The organism is Paenibacillus sp. PK1-4R (genome assembly GCF_030369595.1).
Taxonomy (GTDB): Bacteria; Bacillota; Bacilli; order Paenibacillales; family Paenibacillaceae; genus Paenibacillus.
Window position 1 is genome coordinate 3110742 of record NZ_CP126535.1, and the last position, 17043, is coordinate 3127784.

14 protein-coding genes are annotated in these 17043 nt (G+C 46.2%); all 14 read left to right on the top strand.

Going from position 1 to position 17043, the window contains the following annotated elements:
- The first annotated feature begins 10 nt into the window (after positions 1-10).
- Positions 11-2803 (top strand): alpha-mannosidase, encoded by a 2793-nt coding sequence (locus QNO02_RS13590; protein WP_289392402.1) that lies wholly within the window; start codon positions 11-13, stop codon positions 2801-2803.
- 210 nt (positions 2804-3013) lie between these two features.
- Positions 3014-3661, top strand: a complete 648-nt coding sequence (locus QNO02_RS13595; protein ID WP_289392403.1) for a restriction endonuclease — start codon at positions 3014-3016, stop codon at positions 3659-3661.
- A gap of 195 nt (positions 3662-3856) precedes the next feature.
- The gene (locus QNO02_RS13600; protein ID WP_289392768.1) at positions 3857-4381 is read left to right on the top strand and encodes a DUF5412 family protein; all 525 of its coding nucleotides are present in this window, start codon (positions 3857-3859) and stop codon (positions 4379-4381) included.
- A 266-nt stretch (positions 4382-4647) separates the two neighbouring features.
- The gene (locus QNO02_RS13605; protein WP_091030911.1) at positions 4648-5652 is read left to right on the top strand and encodes a Gfo/Idh/MocA family protein; all 1005 of its coding nucleotides are present in this window, start codon (positions 4648-4650) and stop codon (positions 5650-5652) included.
- Between the two features lie 24 nt (positions 5653-5676).
- Entirely contained in the window at positions 5677-6600 is a 924-nt protein-coding gene (locus QNO02_RS13610; RefSeq protein WP_240767998.1) for a helix-turn-helix domain-containing protein, read from the top strand.
- 12 nt (positions 6601-6612) lie between these two features.
- On the top strand, positions 6613-7710 hold the full coding sequence (locus QNO02_RS13615) for a Gfo/Idh/MocA family protein (RefSeq protein WP_133384640.1): 1098 nt from the start codon (positions 6613-6615) through the stop codon (positions 7708-7710).
- A gap of 152 nt (positions 7711-7862) precedes the next feature.
- Entirely contained in the window at positions 7863-8576 is a 714-nt protein-coding gene (locus tag QNO02_RS13620; RefSeq protein WP_091030906.1) for a glycosyltransferase family 2 protein, read from the top strand.
- Between the two features lie 398 nt (positions 8577-8974).
- Positions 8975-9727: a FadR/GntR family transcriptional regulator gene (locus QNO02_RS13625; protein ID WP_091030905.1), complete on the top strand. Its 753-nt coding sequence runs from the start codon at positions 8975-8977 to the stop codon at positions 9725-9727.
- The gene (locus tag QNO02_RS13630; RefSeq protein ID WP_289392404.1) at positions 9724-10935 is read left to right on the top strand and encodes a M20 metallopeptidase family protein; all 1212 of its coding nucleotides are present in this window, start codon (positions 9724-9726) and stop codon (positions 10933-10935) included. The genes QNO02_RS13625 and QNO02_RS13630 overlap by 4 nt, the downstream gene beginning before the upstream one ends.
- On the top strand, positions 10932-12497 hold the full coding sequence (locus QNO02_RS13635) for an ABC transporter substrate-binding protein (protein WP_289392406.1): 1566 nt from the start codon (positions 10932-10934) through the stop codon (positions 12495-12497). Before QNO02_RS13630 ends, QNO02_RS13635 begins: the two co-directional genes overlap by 4 nt.
- Before the next feature lie 102 nt (positions 12498-12599).
- Positions 12600-13517 carry an ABC transporter permease gene (locus QNO02_RS13640; protein ID WP_017688654.1) on the top strand — a complete coding sequence of 306 codons (918 nt, stop codon included), beginning with the start codon at positions 12600-12602 and terminating at the stop codon, positions 13515-13517.
- Between the two features lie 16 nt (positions 13518-13533).
- Complete coding sequence (locus tag QNO02_RS13645) at positions 13534-14463, top strand: ABC transporter permease (RefSeq protein ID WP_091030896.1); 930 nt, start codon at positions 13534-13536, stop codon at positions 14461-14463.
- A gap of 21 nt (positions 14464-14484) precedes the next feature.
- Positions 14485-16506, top strand: a complete 2022-nt coding sequence (locus tag QNO02_RS13650; RefSeq protein ID WP_289392409.1) for a S9 family peptidase — start codon at positions 14485-14487, stop codon at positions 16504-16506.
- Entirely contained in the window at positions 16503-16979 is a 477-nt protein-coding gene (locus QNO02_RS13655; protein WP_091030890.1) for a hypothetical protein, read from the top strand. Before QNO02_RS13650 ends, QNO02_RS13655 begins: the two co-directional genes overlap by 4 nt.
- Positions 16980-17043: the final 64 nt, after the last annotated feature.

Below are 17043 nucleotides of genomic sequence, written 5' to 3' on the forward strand. Positions count from 1 at the left end.
GGTACGCAACATGACAACCAAAAAAACGGCACATCTCATCTCGCATACCCATTGGGATCGCGAATGGTATATGCCTTATGAACATCATCATGTTCTTCTCATTGAACTGCTGGATAAACTGCTGGACACGCTTGATCAGGACCCGGAATATCGCTATTTCCATCTGGATGGGCAGACGATTATTCGTGAAGATTATTTGCAGGTTCGGCCCGAACAACAAGAGAGGCTCGACCGTTATATTCGTGAAGGACGCATCCATTTTGGTCCATGGTATGTGTTACAGGATGAGTTTCTGACCAGCAGTGAGGCCAACTTGCGTAATCTGCTCATCGGTCATCGTGATGCTCGACCTTTGGGTGTGATATCCAAGACGGGATACTTCCCAGACTCATTCGGAAATATGGGACAGGCACCGCAGATTCTGCAACAGGCGGATATTCATAACGCGATCTTTGGGCGTGGGGTAAAGCCTACGGGTTTCAATAATGCGGTGGTTGATGCAGACAGTTACGAATCTCCCTATTCCGAGATGATCTGGCGTTCGCCGGATGGTTCGGAAGTGCTCGGCATTTTGTTCGCGAATTGGTACTGCAATGGGATGGAGGTTCCGGTTGATTCGGAGAAAGCCCGAGCCTATTGGGATAAAAATCTGGAAGATGCCGAGAAGTTTGCCTCGACCCCACATCTGTTGTTCATGAATGGTTGTGATCATCAGCCGATCCAGACGGATCTGCCTGAGGCTTTACGTACGGCGGCTGCGTTGTATCCTGATGTAGAATTTATCCACTCCAATTTTGACGATTACATTGACGCGGTTACGAAGGATGTCCCTGAGCATCTGGCGACTATTGAGGGCGAGCTTCGCAGTCAGCACACGGATGGTTGGGGAACACTGGTGAATACAGCATCCGCAAGGGTTTATCTGAAACAGTTGAATCAGCAAGGGCAGACGTTGCTTGAAAAAGTAGCCGAACCACTGGCCGCCATGGCCCATATAGCCGGGGTAAAAGATTATCCGCATCATCTATTGACGCATGCATGGAAGATACTGATGCAGAACCACCCACATGATAGCATCTGTGGGTGCAGTGTGGATGAGGTTCACCGTGAGATGGTGACCCGCTTCGCCAAGAGCAGACAGCTTGTAGAAAAATTGGTTTCCCAGAGCGCGCAAGCGATTGCTGAGTCCATTCATGTGCAACCTGCTGAGGTTTGGGGAGAGGAAGCGGTGCTGTTCACTGTGTTCAACACGAGTGGATGGAATCGAAATGGAATCATTGAGATGGACCTGATTGTGGACAAAGCATTTTTCCCGGAAGGTCCTAATCCTCAAGCGCTTGCGCAGAAGGTGGAAAAAGATGCACTGCCAGTGTATCAGCTGGTTGATTCGGATGGACGCACGTATTCGGCGGAAATCAAGGATCTGGGTGCACATTTCGGCTATGAACTTCCGAAAGATCGCTTCCGACAGCCTTATATGGCTCGTAAAGTAAGAGTTACTTTCCAGGCGGTGGATGTACCTTCGCTGGGTTATAAGACATATGCTCTCATTCCCGTTCAGGAGCAAACAGAGATTGCTGAAATGCCCTATACGAGCGACGTCATCGAGGTGCAGGGAATGATGATGGAGAACGGTCAATTGCGGGTGACGGTTGAAGAGAATGGTACGGCAACAATTGAAGATAAAGTCTCTGGTGCTATATACAGGGGGTTGAACTCATATGAGAATACCGGTGATATCGGCAATGAATATGTCTACCGTCAACCTGATGGAGAAATAACGCTGACCACGGAGCATCTGAAGGCAGACCTGCGGATCGTAGAGCAATCTCCGTATCGTGCAGTCATGGAGAGTGTATTACGCTGGGATATTCCTGCTGGAGCAGATGAACTGTTCGAACTGGAGAAACGCCAAATGGTTCCTTTTACAGAACGAAAGGCGCAGCGAGTTAAGAACACCGTTCCGTTGGTGATCACAACAACGTATACATTGGAAGCAGGCAGTAATATGGTCAAGGTAAAGTCTGACTTTAACAATCAGGCCAAGGATCATCGACTGCGCGCACTCTTTCCATCCGGATTGGTGACAGAGGATCATTATGCAGATTCCATTTTTGAAATTACCAAACGTTCCAATACACCGGCCAAAGAATGGGTGAATCCGAGTAATGCGCAGCATCAGCAAGCGTTTGTACATGTGACCGATGGTGACCATGGATTAATGATTGCAAACAAAGGGCTGAATGAATACGAGATTTTGCAGCGTGAAGAGGGCAGTACGATTGCGGTTACGTTGCTACGTGCCTCTTCGGAACTGGGAGATTGGGGTGTGTTTGAAACACCGGAAGCCCAATGTCTGGGACCTCAGCGGGTGGAATATGCGATTATTCCATTTGCTGGTGATGCTGCGCAGTCAGGTGCATGTGCATCCGCATATGTGTATCCGATTCCGTGGACGACTGTACAGCTGGGGGCATTAGCACGCACGTTTGAGCGGGAAGGTCATGCCGGAGCTGATGGGCAGAAGGTGGAACTACCTCTCTCGAAGCAATGGCTGGCATGGAATGCACAAAGTTCGACACTGGCATTCTCCACATTGAAGATTGCAGAGGAAACCGGAGATTTGATTGCTCGCTGGTATAATCTGAACTCAGAACCCGTTGAATTGAACGTGCAAACTGGGTTCGAATGTGCCTCCGTCTATGAGAGCGATGTTCTGGAACGGGTTAAGGACACGTTGCAGGGTCAAAGCCAAACGGTATCGGGGTACAAGATTGTTACACAAGGTTATGCGTTACGTTGAGTTGATTTTGGAACATCATAATTATAGAAGCCTCCTGTTCACGTTATTGTGGACAGGGGGTTTTTGTTAGTCAAAACATTGACTTATTGAAGGGTTCTATAGCGGCGTTATTACTCGTTCCAAGTTCTTTTTATCCAATAAAATAATTAATTCCCAATATAGAAAAATGTGGTATTATTGTGCTAGTTTGTTGTAATGGAGGTAGAGCTAATGATCTATATTTTATTTGTATTATTCGTAGTAGTAATTGTTGTACTTAGCCTTTGGATTCTGAGTTTGACACGCAAACACAAGAGATCAGCGGTGCTTTATGAGGAGAATTACGACTTAAAAGCTATTACTATCGCTGATATAGACAGGATGGAAGATGGCTCTGGCTTCGAGATGTACTTGTACAGATTGTTAATTGAGTTGGGCTATTCAGGGGTCTATAAAACGTTAGGAAGTCGCGATTTTGGGGCTGACGTTGTTTTCACTGATCGGGAAGGTGTTAGAAATGTCATCCAAGCAAAGCGATACTCAATAGAGTATCCAGTCGGAATCAGCGCTGTACAAGAGGTCTTTTCTTGCATGAGATATTACAAGGCTAAAAAAGCAATCGTAATTACTTCATCCCACTTCACAGAATCGTGTGAGACATTAGCTGGTATTAACTTTGTAAAGTTGATTGATCGAACTGACTTAATTCATGTGATTGAGGCTTTTAGAGACGCTGATATGATTGAGGCGCGTAACATCATTGAAGCGGAACCGAGGATGATACTTGAATCCTGGTCGGAAGCGAATAGCAACACGCTACATGAGGTTCGAAAAGATTACAAGGCAGAAAAGTATGTAAAAAAAGTGATGAGTAAGTGAACATATGAATTATTCAGTAGATTTTGTGATGATTGATCAATAAACGAGTGTCCTATTAAAAATGAATGATTTTGGTGGCTTTTCATACATAATATTTAATTCTGTATTTATTCAGGGATGGAGATGGGTGACACATTCAGGTTCACTAAGTGTAACCTATTTGTGGGAAGAGGGGGTTCAATTTTAGTGAAAAAAATGAGCTGGCTTGCTTTGTTTTTAGTCCTGATTTTGTACTTTGTTTCGATGTACTCACTATATTCTCATATGAATAATAAATGGCTAGTTAGTCCTCCAAACTATGTAATACTAATTCTTTCTATTTTAGGACTGGCTTTAGCTTTACTTGGTTTCAAAGATAAATCGAACAAGTCTACTAAGGTAAGAAGTTGGATCTCAACGGTTCTATCCTTAGTATTGATCTTCATCCTTTTGGGTGCTTTGTCATTTACATCGATATTTTCAGGATCAAAACAATTACTAACGACTACGCATTCACCAGATAAGCACTATACAATAAGTTTCTATAAAACTGACGCTGGAGCCATGGGATCGTTTGGCGTTATGGGGGAATTAAAAGGCCCACTTTGGTTTAAAAGAGTATTTTATTATGAGGGAAAGACGGATCAGGTAGACTTGGAATGGGTCGATAACCACACGATTTCAATCAATGATCAAAAAGTTAATTTATTGAGTGGTGAAACGGTACGCCGCAGCCCTTAAACTTTATAGGATTTTTTTCTCAACTGATAGCTAAAGTGAAATTCCTTTACGGAGTTTTGCTTTTTTGCGTTTCGAGAAAAAGATGGATAGAAGAGAAGTGATCGTCATCAAGAATCCTTTGAAGTATTTTTATTAATGAATAGAAGAAGTTTAACATGTCGCAATTTTATACATTTATTGTCGTGAGTTTCTATTAAAAATAGATTAAGTCTGTGATAACTTATAGATAAATGTCAGAATATTATATAGTATGGAGGTAAGACACATTGACCATTCGAATTGGAAAAATTAGCTTGTGGCATGTACACGCATGGGATTACATCAAGCAGGCACAGGAACATGAGGATACAGTCATCGCCGCTGTGTGGGATGAAGATGCCAAGCGGGGGCAGGAAGCGGCTGAACGCTTAAACGTACCATTCTATGCTTCGCTTGAAGATATGCTGGCCAAGGATGACATCGATGCCGTTATTGTAGATGCGCCAACCCGCATCCATGAAGAAGTGATCACCGCTGCTGCAAAAGCAGGTAAACATATCTTCACGGAGAAGGTTATTGCGTCGACACAGGCAGGATCCAACAGAATCCTTGATGAGGTGAAGGCAAACAAGGTCAAGATGACAGTTTCCTTACCACGTCTGAATGCAGGATACACACTAACCATTCAGGATGTACTTGACCAAGGATTACTTGGCAAAGTGACGTATGTTAGAGCGCGTTTATCGCATGATGGAGCGATCTCGAACTGGTTGCCTGAACACTTCTATGATCTGAAGGATTGTCAGGGCGGTGCACTGATTGATCTAGGCTGCCATCCAATGTATCTGGCCAAACTGTTTTTGGGTCAGGAAGTAACAGCGGTTAATGCGAACTTCGGATACATTACAGGCAAAGAAGTGGAAGATAATGCAGTTGCAACCTTGTTTACGGATTCCGGAGCAGTTGGCGTTGTTGAAGCTGGTTTTGTGAACAGCCATTCTCCGTTTACGATTGAGGTTCATGGTACGGAAGGTACACTTCTGTATGGAACACCTGATGACAAGTTATTGATTCGTACAAAAGCAGCACAGGGGAAATATAATGACTGGACTGAACTTCCTTTAGCAGACAAAAGAGAAAGCGCATTCAATCAGTGGGTTGCACATATACAGAATGATACGGATGCAACTGAAAACGTGCAAATCGCTATGGAGCTGACCCGTTTGATGGAAGCTGCGAATCTCTCTGCCAAGGAAGAACGTAGAATAGCTCTCAATGAGTTGAAGGGTTAGGTTTTATTAAGGAGGTATGCAATCTTGAGCCTGTATCCTTATGAGAAAATGCTTGAACGGCAGGATCTCCTGGAGAGACTGGATATTCTAATGGTTTGGGGACATTATGAGATTCGCGTGATGCGATTTCATCTGACTTCTTTTCCAGCGGGCCGAGTTGTGGATTTCCATAATCATGCGGAGTTTGAGTTTCATTTTATCCCGAGAGGTAAAGGCAAAGTTATACTCGATGATCAGACACATGCTCTCTCTGAAGGAATGCTGTATTTGACTGGACCGGGTGTCGTTCATTATCAGGAGGCGGATGCCAAAGAGGACATGGATGAATTATGTCTTCATGTGGATATCGTTCACAAGCCAAGAGAACATGTCGATCCCTGGGAAGCAGCAGAATCCGAGGAAACGATTGAAAAGCTGAGAACGCTTCCGCTTACTCCGGTGAATGATTATCATCGGGCGATGCATTGTTTTTTGGAAGCCTATGAGGCATGTGATCAGAAATTGTTAGGTTATTATACGTCGATCAAGCAACTGGTTATCAGCATATTACTCAAAACCGTGCGAGCATACGACACCGGGGGGAATCGACCGGAAGCCCCTGTGCGGGATATGTCGGTGTATCGTTATGAGTATGCAGTGCAATATATGGAGGCGAATCACCCTACAGTGGTCACGCTGGAACATGTAGCAGAGAAACTTCATATCAGCAGCAGACAATTGCAGCGAATCTTCTACCAAGTACAGCCGGAGATGCCGTTCAGCCGTGTGCTGGAGGATATTCGTCTGCGCGCCGTGTGCCGCAATCTGGAAGAAAGTAACGTATCCATTGAACAGATCGCTCTTGCTTCAGGATTCAATAATGCCAACTATTTGCATGCTGTATTTCGCAAACGTCTGGGGATGACCCCGTCGGCTTTTCGTAAAATGAAACAACCAATACTTAAGTGAGGGTGAATATATATGAGTAAAGTATATCGTATCGGAATTATTGGCTGTGGTGGAATCGCGAATGGCAAACATCTGCCGAGTCTGAGTAAATTAGATAATGTTGAACTGGTGGCTTTCTGTGATATCGTTCAGGAACGTGCGGATGAAGCCAAACAGAAATATGGCACTACTGAAGCCGAAGTCTACACGGATTATCAGGAATTGCTCAAGGATGAGTCTTTGGATATTGTGCATGTGCTTACACCGAATATTTCTCATGCCGAGATTTCTATTGCTGCTCTGGAGGCAGGCAAACACGTGATGTGTGAAAAGCCAATGGCGAAGACATCTGCTGAAGCACAGCTCATGCTGGAAGCGGCAGAACGTACCGGCAAAAAACTAACCATCGGATATAACAACCGTTTCAGAGAAGACAGTCAGTATTTGAAGAAGGTGTGCGAAGCTGGTGATCTGGGTAATATTTATTTTGCCAAAGCACATGCGATCAGACGTAGAGCAGTACCGACATGGGGTGTTTTCCTGGATGAGGAGAAACAAGGTGGCGGCCCATTGATTGACATTGGTACGCACGCACTTGATCTGACGCTCTGGATGATGGATAACTATCAACCGAAGGTTGTTCTGGGTACGACCTATCATGAGCTTTCGCAACGTGAAAATGCGGCCAATGCCTGGGGCCCATGGGATCCAAAACAATTCTCTGTAGAGGACTCGGCTTTTGGCATGATTGTGATGGAGAATGGCGCAACGATCATGCTGGAATCCAGCTGGGCACTGAACTCTCTGGATGTGGATGAGGCGAAATGTAGCTTGAGCGGCAGCGAAGCAGGTGCGGACATGAAGAACGGACTTCGCATCAATGGCGAGAAATTCAGCCGTTTATACACAAATGAGATTGAACTGAGTGCAGGCGGGGTAGCTTTCTACGATGGTAAGAGCGAGAGCGCACCGGATGTTGAGATGAGAAAGTGGATTGAAGCGATTGAGAACGATCAGGAGCCAGTCGTTACACCAAAACAAGCGCTGGTTGTATCTCAAATCCTGGAAGCACTTTATGAATCTGCTCGCACAGGCAAGGCTGTATATTTGAATAACAATAACGAAGCTTAGAACAGACAGAAAACAATAGATTACCAAACCCTTTGTCCCGTTATTTTGTGGGCAGAGGGTTTTTGGTGTTTTGATCACTAGCTATTGGTCCATACCAGACTCTATTTCGGCACATATGATGAGAGAAAACTGAGCTGAAAAGAGGGTATGTCTTGACTAAACACAAAACGAGTCATGGTGTTTCCATTGTGGTATGTACCAATCGGCCGCAATTTTTTGACAACATCCTGCAAAATTACAGTCGGCAGCATTATAAAAGTAAAGAACTGATCATTGTCCTGAATCATGACAGTATGAATCTGGCATTATACCAAAACCGCGTTCGAAATCTTGCCAATGTTCATGTATATCAAATTCCGGAGAGGATTTCATTAGGACAAAGCCTGAACGCCGGCATGACAAGGGCACGCTTTTCGTTGATTGCCAAATTTGATGATGATGACTACTATTCGCCGTATTATTTAACAGAGCAGGTGAGAGAACTTAAACGGACCAAAAGTGATATTGTTGGAAAACATTCGTGTCTCGTTTATTTGGGCGCATCCAAAACATTGTTGGTCAGATCTCCGGCTGAAAAAAATAAACCGGTTGAATTTGTTCAAGGGGGAACTATTCTATTTAAAAGAGAAATCTTGAAAAAAGTCCGCTTCACAGACCGTTCAATAGGGGAAGATGTAACCTTCCTGAGACAATGCAGGAAAAGAGGATTCAAAGCGTACGCGACCTCTCCTTACAATTATGTCTATCACCGTAGACAGAACAAAAAAAGTCATACCTGGAGAGCGGATGACAGCTTTTACCTGGAGGGAAGCAAGAAACTTGCGGTTACAGAGGATTTCAGACCCTATGCTAATAAAAAGTTATAGAGGACAGAGTTAGATATATTAAACTAAACATTTACACAAAACGGAGAGGACAGAAATAACCTGAAGAAGCGGAGCGTTCGCCTACAAGCTTTCTGAAAGAAAGCTACATCGGAAGCATACGCTATCTCCGGATTTACCCCTTTCAAAAAGGGATTCAATGAAATCCGGGGATAACAGCGATCGGAAGGTTATTCTGTCATCGTAGTGGCTCGTGTAAATAACGAAGGGAAGATGCATCTGCTGCGTGTAGATGCGTCTTTTTTGTGCCAAAATGCTTTAATTTGGAGGTGGTGAGAAAAAAAATATGAATTTACTTCAAAAAAAGTATTGCATATAAGTTTAGTCGGAATTATATTAATGGTATAAGGTCTAGACCATATACAGATCGGAGTGTTTAGATGTCCAGTACGTTTTCATTTCGTTTTGAGAAAGTATCCACCAAAAAGGTGAGTGAATTCATTAGGGAACAACTGGAAGAAGCCATTATTTTGAAAGAATTAATGAGTGAAGAACAGCTTCCAGCCGAGCGAGATCTGGCAGAGATTTTTAACGTAAGCCGCATTACCGTTCGCGAGGCACTCTCTTCATTGGAAGAGAAAGGCTTGATTGAGAAAAGGGTGGGTGCCAAAGGCGGAACATTTGTACTGCCTCTGACAGCCAATTCGCATAAACGGACCAGAGAAGAAATTAAACGGGATTGGTCACAAATGCTGAAGGTGTTTGAATATCGAACCATTATCGAGCCGGAGGGAGCTTTTCTCGCTGCTGAGCGGATCACCGCAGGCGAACTGGAGCTGCTTGAGGGCTATATGGAACAAAGTATAGAGCCAGACTGCACAAGGGAATGGTTCAGGGCGCTGGATGTGAAATTTCATCTGACCATCGCCAAGGCTTCGGGGAATCCATACTGCGAGAGAGCCGTCAGACAGATCCGGACGAAAATTAATCCGGCGCTCGACTTGATGCCTTATGATGACCGGATACGTACCGTCAATCACGGTGTACATATGGAGATTCTTGAAGCATTGAAAGCCCATGATAGCATCAAGTCTAAGGAGACGATGAAAAGGCATATCGAATTCTCGGCGGATGCAATCTATGCCCGTTTGGTTTCTGAATCAGATGAAAATGAAGGGAATGACAGCGAATGAATCGTTCAGAACTAATACAGCTGGCTCAGCCACTACAAGCCCAGTTAAGTGCTTGGCGCAGAGATTTACATCAGCATCCGGAAATCGGCTACGAGGAGCATCGCACATCCGCTATCGTAGCTGAGCATCTCGAAAGCCTGGGGCTGGAAGTTACACGCAATGTGGGACAGACCGGGGTTACAGGTCTGCTTCGCGGAGAGAGCGATGGACCAACCTTTGCCTTGCGCGCAGACATGGATGCTCTGCCAATCCAGGATCAAAAAGCGGTGGAATACCGCTCGCAAGTGGAAGGCAAAGCGCATCTGTGTGGACATGACGCTCACACCTCCATCCTTATGGGAGCCGCCCAATTGCTTACTGGCCTTGGAAGACCGAAATCAGGCAACATCAAATTCATTTTCCAGCCAGCAGAAGAGGGACTTGCAGGGGCAAGAGCCATGATCCAGGACGGTGTTCTGGAGAATCCGAAGGTTGATGCCATCGCAGGATTACACATGACACCTGGACAGGACACGGGAACCTTGGGTGTAAGTCAGGGCGTTGCTTTTGCATCAGCTGATCCCTTGATTATCAAGGTGTTTGGCAAGGGTGGCCACGCAGCTCGTCCGCATGAGGGCATTGACGCGATTGCGGTATCCGCTCAGGTCATCACCGCCTTGCAAAATATCGTCAGTCGGATGGTTGATCCACTTGAACCGGCAGTAGTCACGATTGGTAAAATCACCGGAGGTTATATGGGAACAGCCATCGCCCCGGAAGTTGAGATGATCGGTACGGTTCGTACACTCTCACCTGCCATTCGTGAGCGGATGCCAGCTTTGATCGAGCAGGTTGTCAAAGGGGTCTGCGAATCTTTTGGAGCAGGATGCGAAGTCGTCTACGGTGATGGATATCCTGTTGTCGTGAATGATCTCGGCATGGTTGACCTGCTGACAGAAACCTGTGATCAGGTTAATGCGCAGAAGGGATGGAGCTATATCAAACCTTCCACAGGGGGCGAGGACTTTGCGTTTTATTGTGAACAGATTCCGGGTGTGTTTTTCAGACTAGGATCTGGGAATGATGAGGAACGTACTCGTTATCCGCTCCACCATCCCATGTTTGATCTCGATGAGACAGCAATGCCATATGGTGTGGGCATGTTGTCTGCAGTAGCACTTGAATTTTTGGCAAGGAATACAACTTCTGAGGGGGAGCAATCACAATGAAAAAAAGACAATGGACAGGCTTATGGATCACGTTACTGGCAGTCGTAATGGTACTCAGCGCTTGCGGAGGAAAAACGACAAGCACGAATGATGGTTCCGCAACAGAAGGAACAGGCAGTGGAAGCGCAAGTACAACACTGACCGTTGCTGCGGCAACCGATATCGAGAGTTTCGATCCGCACAACAACAACAACACCTCCAGTGAGGCGGTTCTGGTCAACGTTTTTGATTATCTGATCAAAAATGACAGTGAACAGAAAAAAGTTGCGGGACTTGCGACATCATGGGATCAGGTTGATGATACAACGTGGAGATTCAAGCTGCGTGAAGGTGTGACCTTCCACAACGGCGATCCATTCACTTCAGCAGATGTAAAATACACGCTGGAGCGCGTAGCCAAGGACGAGACACTGAAACAAAACAGTTATTTTAAAAATATCGTAGAAGTTAAAGCGGTGGATGACTATACCGTAGATATTATCACGGATGGTCCAGATCCGTTGCTCCTGAATCGTTTGTCCAAAATGGGAGCAGGCATTCTGCCAGCAAAATATATTGCAGACAAAGGATTCGATGCTTTCCTGAAACAACCGGTAGGCACAGGCCCTTACAAGTTCAGTAAATGGACCAAAGATGATCGTGTGGAACTTGTGAAAAACGAGAGCTACTTCGACGGTGAACCAAAATGGAATGAAGTGGTATTCCGCGTTATTCCGGAAGCCTCCACGCGGGTATCCGAATTGCTTGCTGGTGGTGTAGATGTGGCGTCTTCCATTCCGTCCACTGACATTGCCCGCATCGAAGGCGAAGCAGATAAAAAGATTGTCAAAGCGCCAATCCAGCGTGTACTTCAGTTGATCTTCCGTCAGACAGAAGGCAGCATCACGGCTGATCCGAAAGTACGTGAAGCGATTGACCTGGCTATCGACAAACAAGGAATCGTGGACAGCATTGCCGGCGGAGCAGGTATCGTAACCCGCACATCCGTAACACCAGGCAACTTCGGTGCTGATCCTTCATTGTACAAAACGTCACTTTATGATCAAGAAAAAGCGAAACAGTTGCTGCAAGAAGCTGGCTATGCGGAAGGTGAAGCCGAGATGACCATCTCCGTTTCTGCACAGTACAAAGAACAGGCTGAAGTTGTTGCAGCGATGCTGGAACAAGCCGGATTCAAAATCAACCTGGATGTCCTGGAAGCAAGTGCATTCAGTGAACGTTACAGCTCCAAATCATTCAAAGAAATCTTCATGATTGGTATTGGTAACTCCTTGTTCGATGCTTCGAACAACTACAATCGTTATATGCTGGAAGAAGCAAAAGGCGAGTCGGATTACAACAATCCTGAAGTAGAGAAACTGCTTCAATCTGCATTGGTGAACATGGACCCTGCAGCTCGTGAGAAAGAGTATCAGCAAGTACAACAGATCTTCTCTGAAGAACGCCCAGCCGTATATCTGTACCAAATGGAAGGTGTCTACGGAACAAATGCTAAAGTGAACTTCGCGCCGCGCAGTGACGAGATGTTCTATGCTGACGAGATTACACCTGTTGCACAGTAACATCGGGTATAACAACCGGTCATTGAAAAGATAGGCCGTGAACGGCAGGGACTGGATAACCATGTTCCTGCCGTTCTTTTTTAAAAGGGAGGTGAACAAGGAATGGGCAAATACGTACTTAAGTCATTACTACAGATCATTCCGGTGCTGTTCATTGTTTCATTAATTGTGTTCATTTTGGTTCGAGTCACCGGTGATCCGGTTGCGCTAATGTTGCCTGAAACGGCTACCGCTGAAGATCGTGCTGTCTTGACGCAGGCACTTGGTTTGGACCAGCCTTTATATACGCAATACGTGAAGTTTCTGGGCAGTGCGATACAGGGAGACTTTGGTCAGTCTTTTCGCTACAATCAGCCTGCGTTAGAGCTGGTGCTGGAGAGATTGCCTGCCAGCTTTGAATTGGCGGTAGCCGCCATGTTTTTTGCCGTACTTATGGCAGTGCCACTTGGCGTCATTTCAGCTGTCAAACGCAATACGTTTACCGATCTCATTATTTCAGGAATATCCGTCATTGGTAAGGCGATGCCAAACTTCTGGATGGGGATTATGCTTATCCTCTTGTTCTCCGTCATGCTGGGCGTATTGCCGGTATCCGGTCGCGGAGGATTGTCACATCTGATCTTGCCGGCATTTACACTTGGCGTTGGACTGGCTGCGCAGATGACCCGACTGATTCGCTCCAGCATGCTGGAGATTCTCAACCAGGACTATATTCGAACAGCCCGCAGCAAAGGGCTAGGCCGAATGGTTGTCATTGTGAAACATGCGTTTCGGAATGGACTAATTCCGGTCGTGACGATTATGAGTTTGCAGTTTACAAGTCTGATCGGGGGAACCTTGATTACGGAAACGGTATTCTCCTGGCCTGGACTGGGTCAATTGCTGGTCGTTGCAGTCAACACACATGATATGGCGATTGTACAGGCCGCGGTGTTTGTCATTGCCTTTATCGTTGTAGTAATTAACATCTTGACGGATGTAGCTTACAGGCTACTCGATCCGCGCATCAAATACGACTAGAAGGAGGTGCAATCATATGACAGGCAGCAATGAAATGCCAATTCCGGGTACAGAACAGGAACAAGACAATGGGCGTGCACCAACGGGATTTCGTTATATCTGGCAACAACTGATCATCAGCAAGACCGGAATGTTTGGTGCTGTGCTTGTATTGTTGGTTGTGTTAATTGCCATAGGTGCACCTCTATTGACGAGTCATGATCCGGCAGCGGTGAATCCGCTAAACCGACTAAAACCACCAGCATGGCTTGAGGGTGGAACGGCCGAATACTGGCTGGGTACCGATAATCTCGGCAGAGACATGTGGAGCCGTATTGTATACGGTGCCCGGGTTTCCTTAATCGTGGGTATGGGTGCCGTGATTGTGTCAGGAATCATTGGCGCGATTCTGGGGCTGGTATCCGGATTCTACGGGAAATGGCTGGATGCCGTCATCATGCGTGTAGGTGATGCATTCATGGCGATTCCAACCATCCTGTTCATGCTTGTTGTGATGGCGATTGTTGGCCCGGGTATTACAACGTTGATCTTTGTCATCGGGGTGACGAACTGGGTTCCATTCACCCGTGTGGTAAGAAGTGAAGTACTAAGTATCAAAGAGCGGGATTTTGTTCATGCGGCCAGATCAATTGGCGCGAAGAATGGAAGATTGATTCTGAAACACATTTTGCCGAATATCCTTTCATCTTTTATCGTGATCTGTGGTATGAATGTCGGCACGACAATTATTATGGAAGCTTCACTCAGTTTCCTGGGTCTGGGTATCAAACCACCCGATGTATCCTGGGGAGGGATGCTCAGTGATGGCAGACAATACGTTGCAACAAGCTGGTGGGTCGCTACATTCCCGGGACTAGCCATTACATTTACCGTACTCGGTGTTATTTTCCTTGGAGATTGGCTGCGTGATGTGCTTGATCCACGTACGGAGACAACCCATAAATAAACGGAGAAGGGAGCCATCATTATGAATCAAAGACCAATTATGCCGGAGGATCTGGTTCACTACCGTTGGATAAGTCAGCCGGTGATCAGTCCTAACGGACAAGTGGCTTATGTGGAACAGACCATAGATCAGGATAAAAACGAATATAACACGCAAATTCGAGGAATCTCCCTCGATGGTGATGAAGATATTGCACTTTCGGATGGAACAAAGGATTCCTCACCTGCGTGGTCGCCGGATGGGACACAACTCACATTCATTCGCTCAGTGGATGGTGGGAAAGGCCTATGGACGCTCCATTCAGATCAAAACGAGCCTGTCATGCTGATATCTCCCGCTCGTAAAATATTGAGTTATATCTGGTCGCCGAACGGGCAGCACATTGCGTTTACCAGCAAAGTGCAACCGGAGGATCAACAGAAGAAAGCAGACGCCCAACAGGAGTCTGTACCTGTGCTGCGAGGTAAAGTCTTTGAGCGTACAACGCCGAAGGCGGAAGGGTCTGGCTGGTGGGATGGTCAATACAGCCAGTTGTTTGTATATGAGATCAAAAGCGGGGAGATCACGCAGGTGACTTCCGGGCTATGGAATATCAGTGCTCCGGCATGGTCGCCAGATAGCCAGCAGCTTTCTTTCATTTCGAAGCAAGTAGAGGATGAGGAGCTTGATGCGGATCTGCTGTACTTTACGGATATATACAGCATTCGATTGGGAGAGCATGATCTCTTCAAAGTGACGGATTCCAGTCTGGCGATAAGCCAGTTCTCCTATTCTTCCGACGGGCAGCAGCTGATCCTGATCGCCAGTGATCGTGAATATGGAAGTGGGAGCCACAACAGCTTATACGCTGTCCCCGTTCATCGAGGTGAACCCAGGATAATTGCACCGCAATTAGATATGCAGATGGGTAACGCAGCACTGGGGGATATGAAGTCAGCAGGTGCGTCTCCTTCTCCAATCTCGGATGCCCATAATCCGGAACGTGGTGTATATGTACTCGGAACGCATAACGGGAATGTGGACGTGTATCGCATTCAAGATGATGGGAATTATCAAGCTGTGACGGGACCTGGTGAAAAGGATGTGTATCAGTATACCTTAACACCAGATGGTACGTCGCTGATTATCGCTGCGTTAACGGATGAACACCCTGGAGAGTTATATCGCGTGGATATTGACAGTGGAGAAATGTTCAGACTCACCCGGCGAAATGATGAATTCATGGCTGAATTGGCTGTAAATTTGCCAGCCCGTGTAGAGTTTACGTCCTCCGATGGATGGCCGCTTCAAGGTTGGTTAGCCACACCGGCAATACGTGACACCAATGGGAAACTGCCACTGATTTTGCAGATTCATGGTGGACCCCACGCAATGTATACGGGAACATATAGTCATGAGATGCAGACACTCGTTGCTCAAGGTTACGCTGTGCTGTGGATCAATCCTCGCGGAAGTATGGGATACGGGCAAGAATTTGCCAGAGCTTGCCGTGGCGACTTTGCCGGAGGGGATTACCGGGATCTGATGGAAGCTGTTGATTATGCCTTGGCTACATACGATTTCCTTGATGCATCACGTCTGGGTGTAGCGGGTGGCAGTTATGGCGGAGTGATGACCAACTGGATTGTAGCACATACACACCGCTTCAAGGCGGCTGTAACCCAGCGTTGCATCTCCAACTGGTTGTCCATGTATGGAACGAGTGATATCGGTATTTCCTATGTCGAGGGAGTCATCGGTGGTAATCCGGCGGAAAACGCTGAATTCCTGTGGTCCCGCTCACCTCTTGCTCATGCACACCACATTGAGACGCCACTTCTGATCATGCACGGAGAGCAGGACTATCGGACACCGATTGCACAAGCGGAGGAATTATATACTACGCTAAAACGATATGGTAAAAAGACCAAACTGATTCGTTATCCAGGTTCCAACCACAGTTTGCTCAAAAGCGGTAAACCTTCACTTCGGATCGATAGCTTCGAACAGGTGAATGCCTGGTTCAATCAGTACCTCGGGAATGATGAGGAGGGCGAGCAATGAGTCGAACTCAGCTGTCCATTCCTGTAGGGCTTCTTGTAGAGAATGTTCTGACAAGTGGGGAATCAAAAGAAGTGATTATTGAATGTTTACAACGTCGAGACTATTCCCGGTTGTTGCCTCTGGTTAAGGAATCCGCGATGGATTTTGATGAAAGACTACAGACAGCAGCTGATATCGGAGACGATTGGGAAAAGGCGATACGTCAAGGTTATGAGTTCAAGTTTTTGCATATTAACGGGTTGAAACGATTGCTCGATTTCCGGTTTGACCGTAAGGTGGATCGGGACTATGTTCAAGATGAACTGTCACTGAAGCATATTCAACTGACCGCAGAAGAGATTGAATTGCTACAATCGTTAATTGGCAGGCAGTGGATCGTGCAACTAGAAGAAACAGAGGCAGCAGAAGAAGGCAGCAAAGAGAGTGGGTTATCCTCCCGCATTCCTGTCCATATTCAATTGAAGTTCCCTTAATATGGACCAAGAAGAAACCGCGACGATCGCGGTTTTTTTGCTATGTACAGGTAGAAATGTGAGT

What these genes read in the sequence shown, in the direction of transcription:
- QNO02_RS13635 (WP_289392406.1), top strand. Translation starts at nt 10,932, where the DNA reads ATGAAAAAAAGACAATGGACAGGCTTATGGATCACGTTACTGGCAGTC.
- QNO02_RS13630 (WP_289392404.1), top strand. Translation starts at nt 9,724, where the DNA reads ATGAATCGTTCAGAACTAATACAGCTGGCTCAGCCACTACAAGCCCAG.
- QNO02_RS13655 (WP_091030890.1), top strand. Translation starts at nt 16,503, where the DNA reads ATGAGTCGAACTCAGCTGTCCATTCCTGTAGGGCTTCTTGTAGAGAAT.
- QNO02_RS13640 (WP_017688654.1), top strand. Translation starts at nt 12,600, where the DNA reads ATGGGCAAATACGTACTTAAGTCATTACTACAGATCATTCCGGTGCTG.
- QNO02_RS13615 (WP_133384640.1), top strand. Translation starts at nt 6,613, where the DNA reads ATGAGTAAAGTATATCGTATCGGAATTATTGGCTGTGGTGGAATCGCG.
- QNO02_RS13590 (WP_289392402.1), top strand. Translation starts at nt 11, where the DNA reads ATGACAACCAAAAAAACGGCACATCTCATCTCGCATACCCATTGGGAT.
- QNO02_RS13595 (WP_289392403.1), top strand. Translation starts at nt 3,014, where the DNA reads ATGATCTATATTTTATTTGTATTATTCGTAGTAGTAATTGTTGTACTT.
- QNO02_RS13600 (WP_289392768.1), top strand. Translation starts at nt 3,857, where the DNA reads ATGAGCTGGCTTGCTTTGTTTTTAGTCCTGATTTTGTACTTTGTTTCG.
- QNO02_RS13650 (WP_289392409.1), top strand. Translation starts at nt 14,485, where the DNA reads ATGAATCAAAGACCAATTATGCCGGAGGATCTGGTTCACTACCGTTGG.
- QNO02_RS13625 (WP_091030905.1), top strand. Translation starts at nt 8,975, where the DNA reads ATGTCCAGTACGTTTTCATTTCGTTTTGAGAAAGTATCCACCAAAAAG.
- QNO02_RS13645 (WP_091030896.1), top strand. Translation starts at nt 13,534, where the DNA reads ATGACAGGCAGCAATGAAATGCCAATTCCGGGTACAGAACAGGAACAA.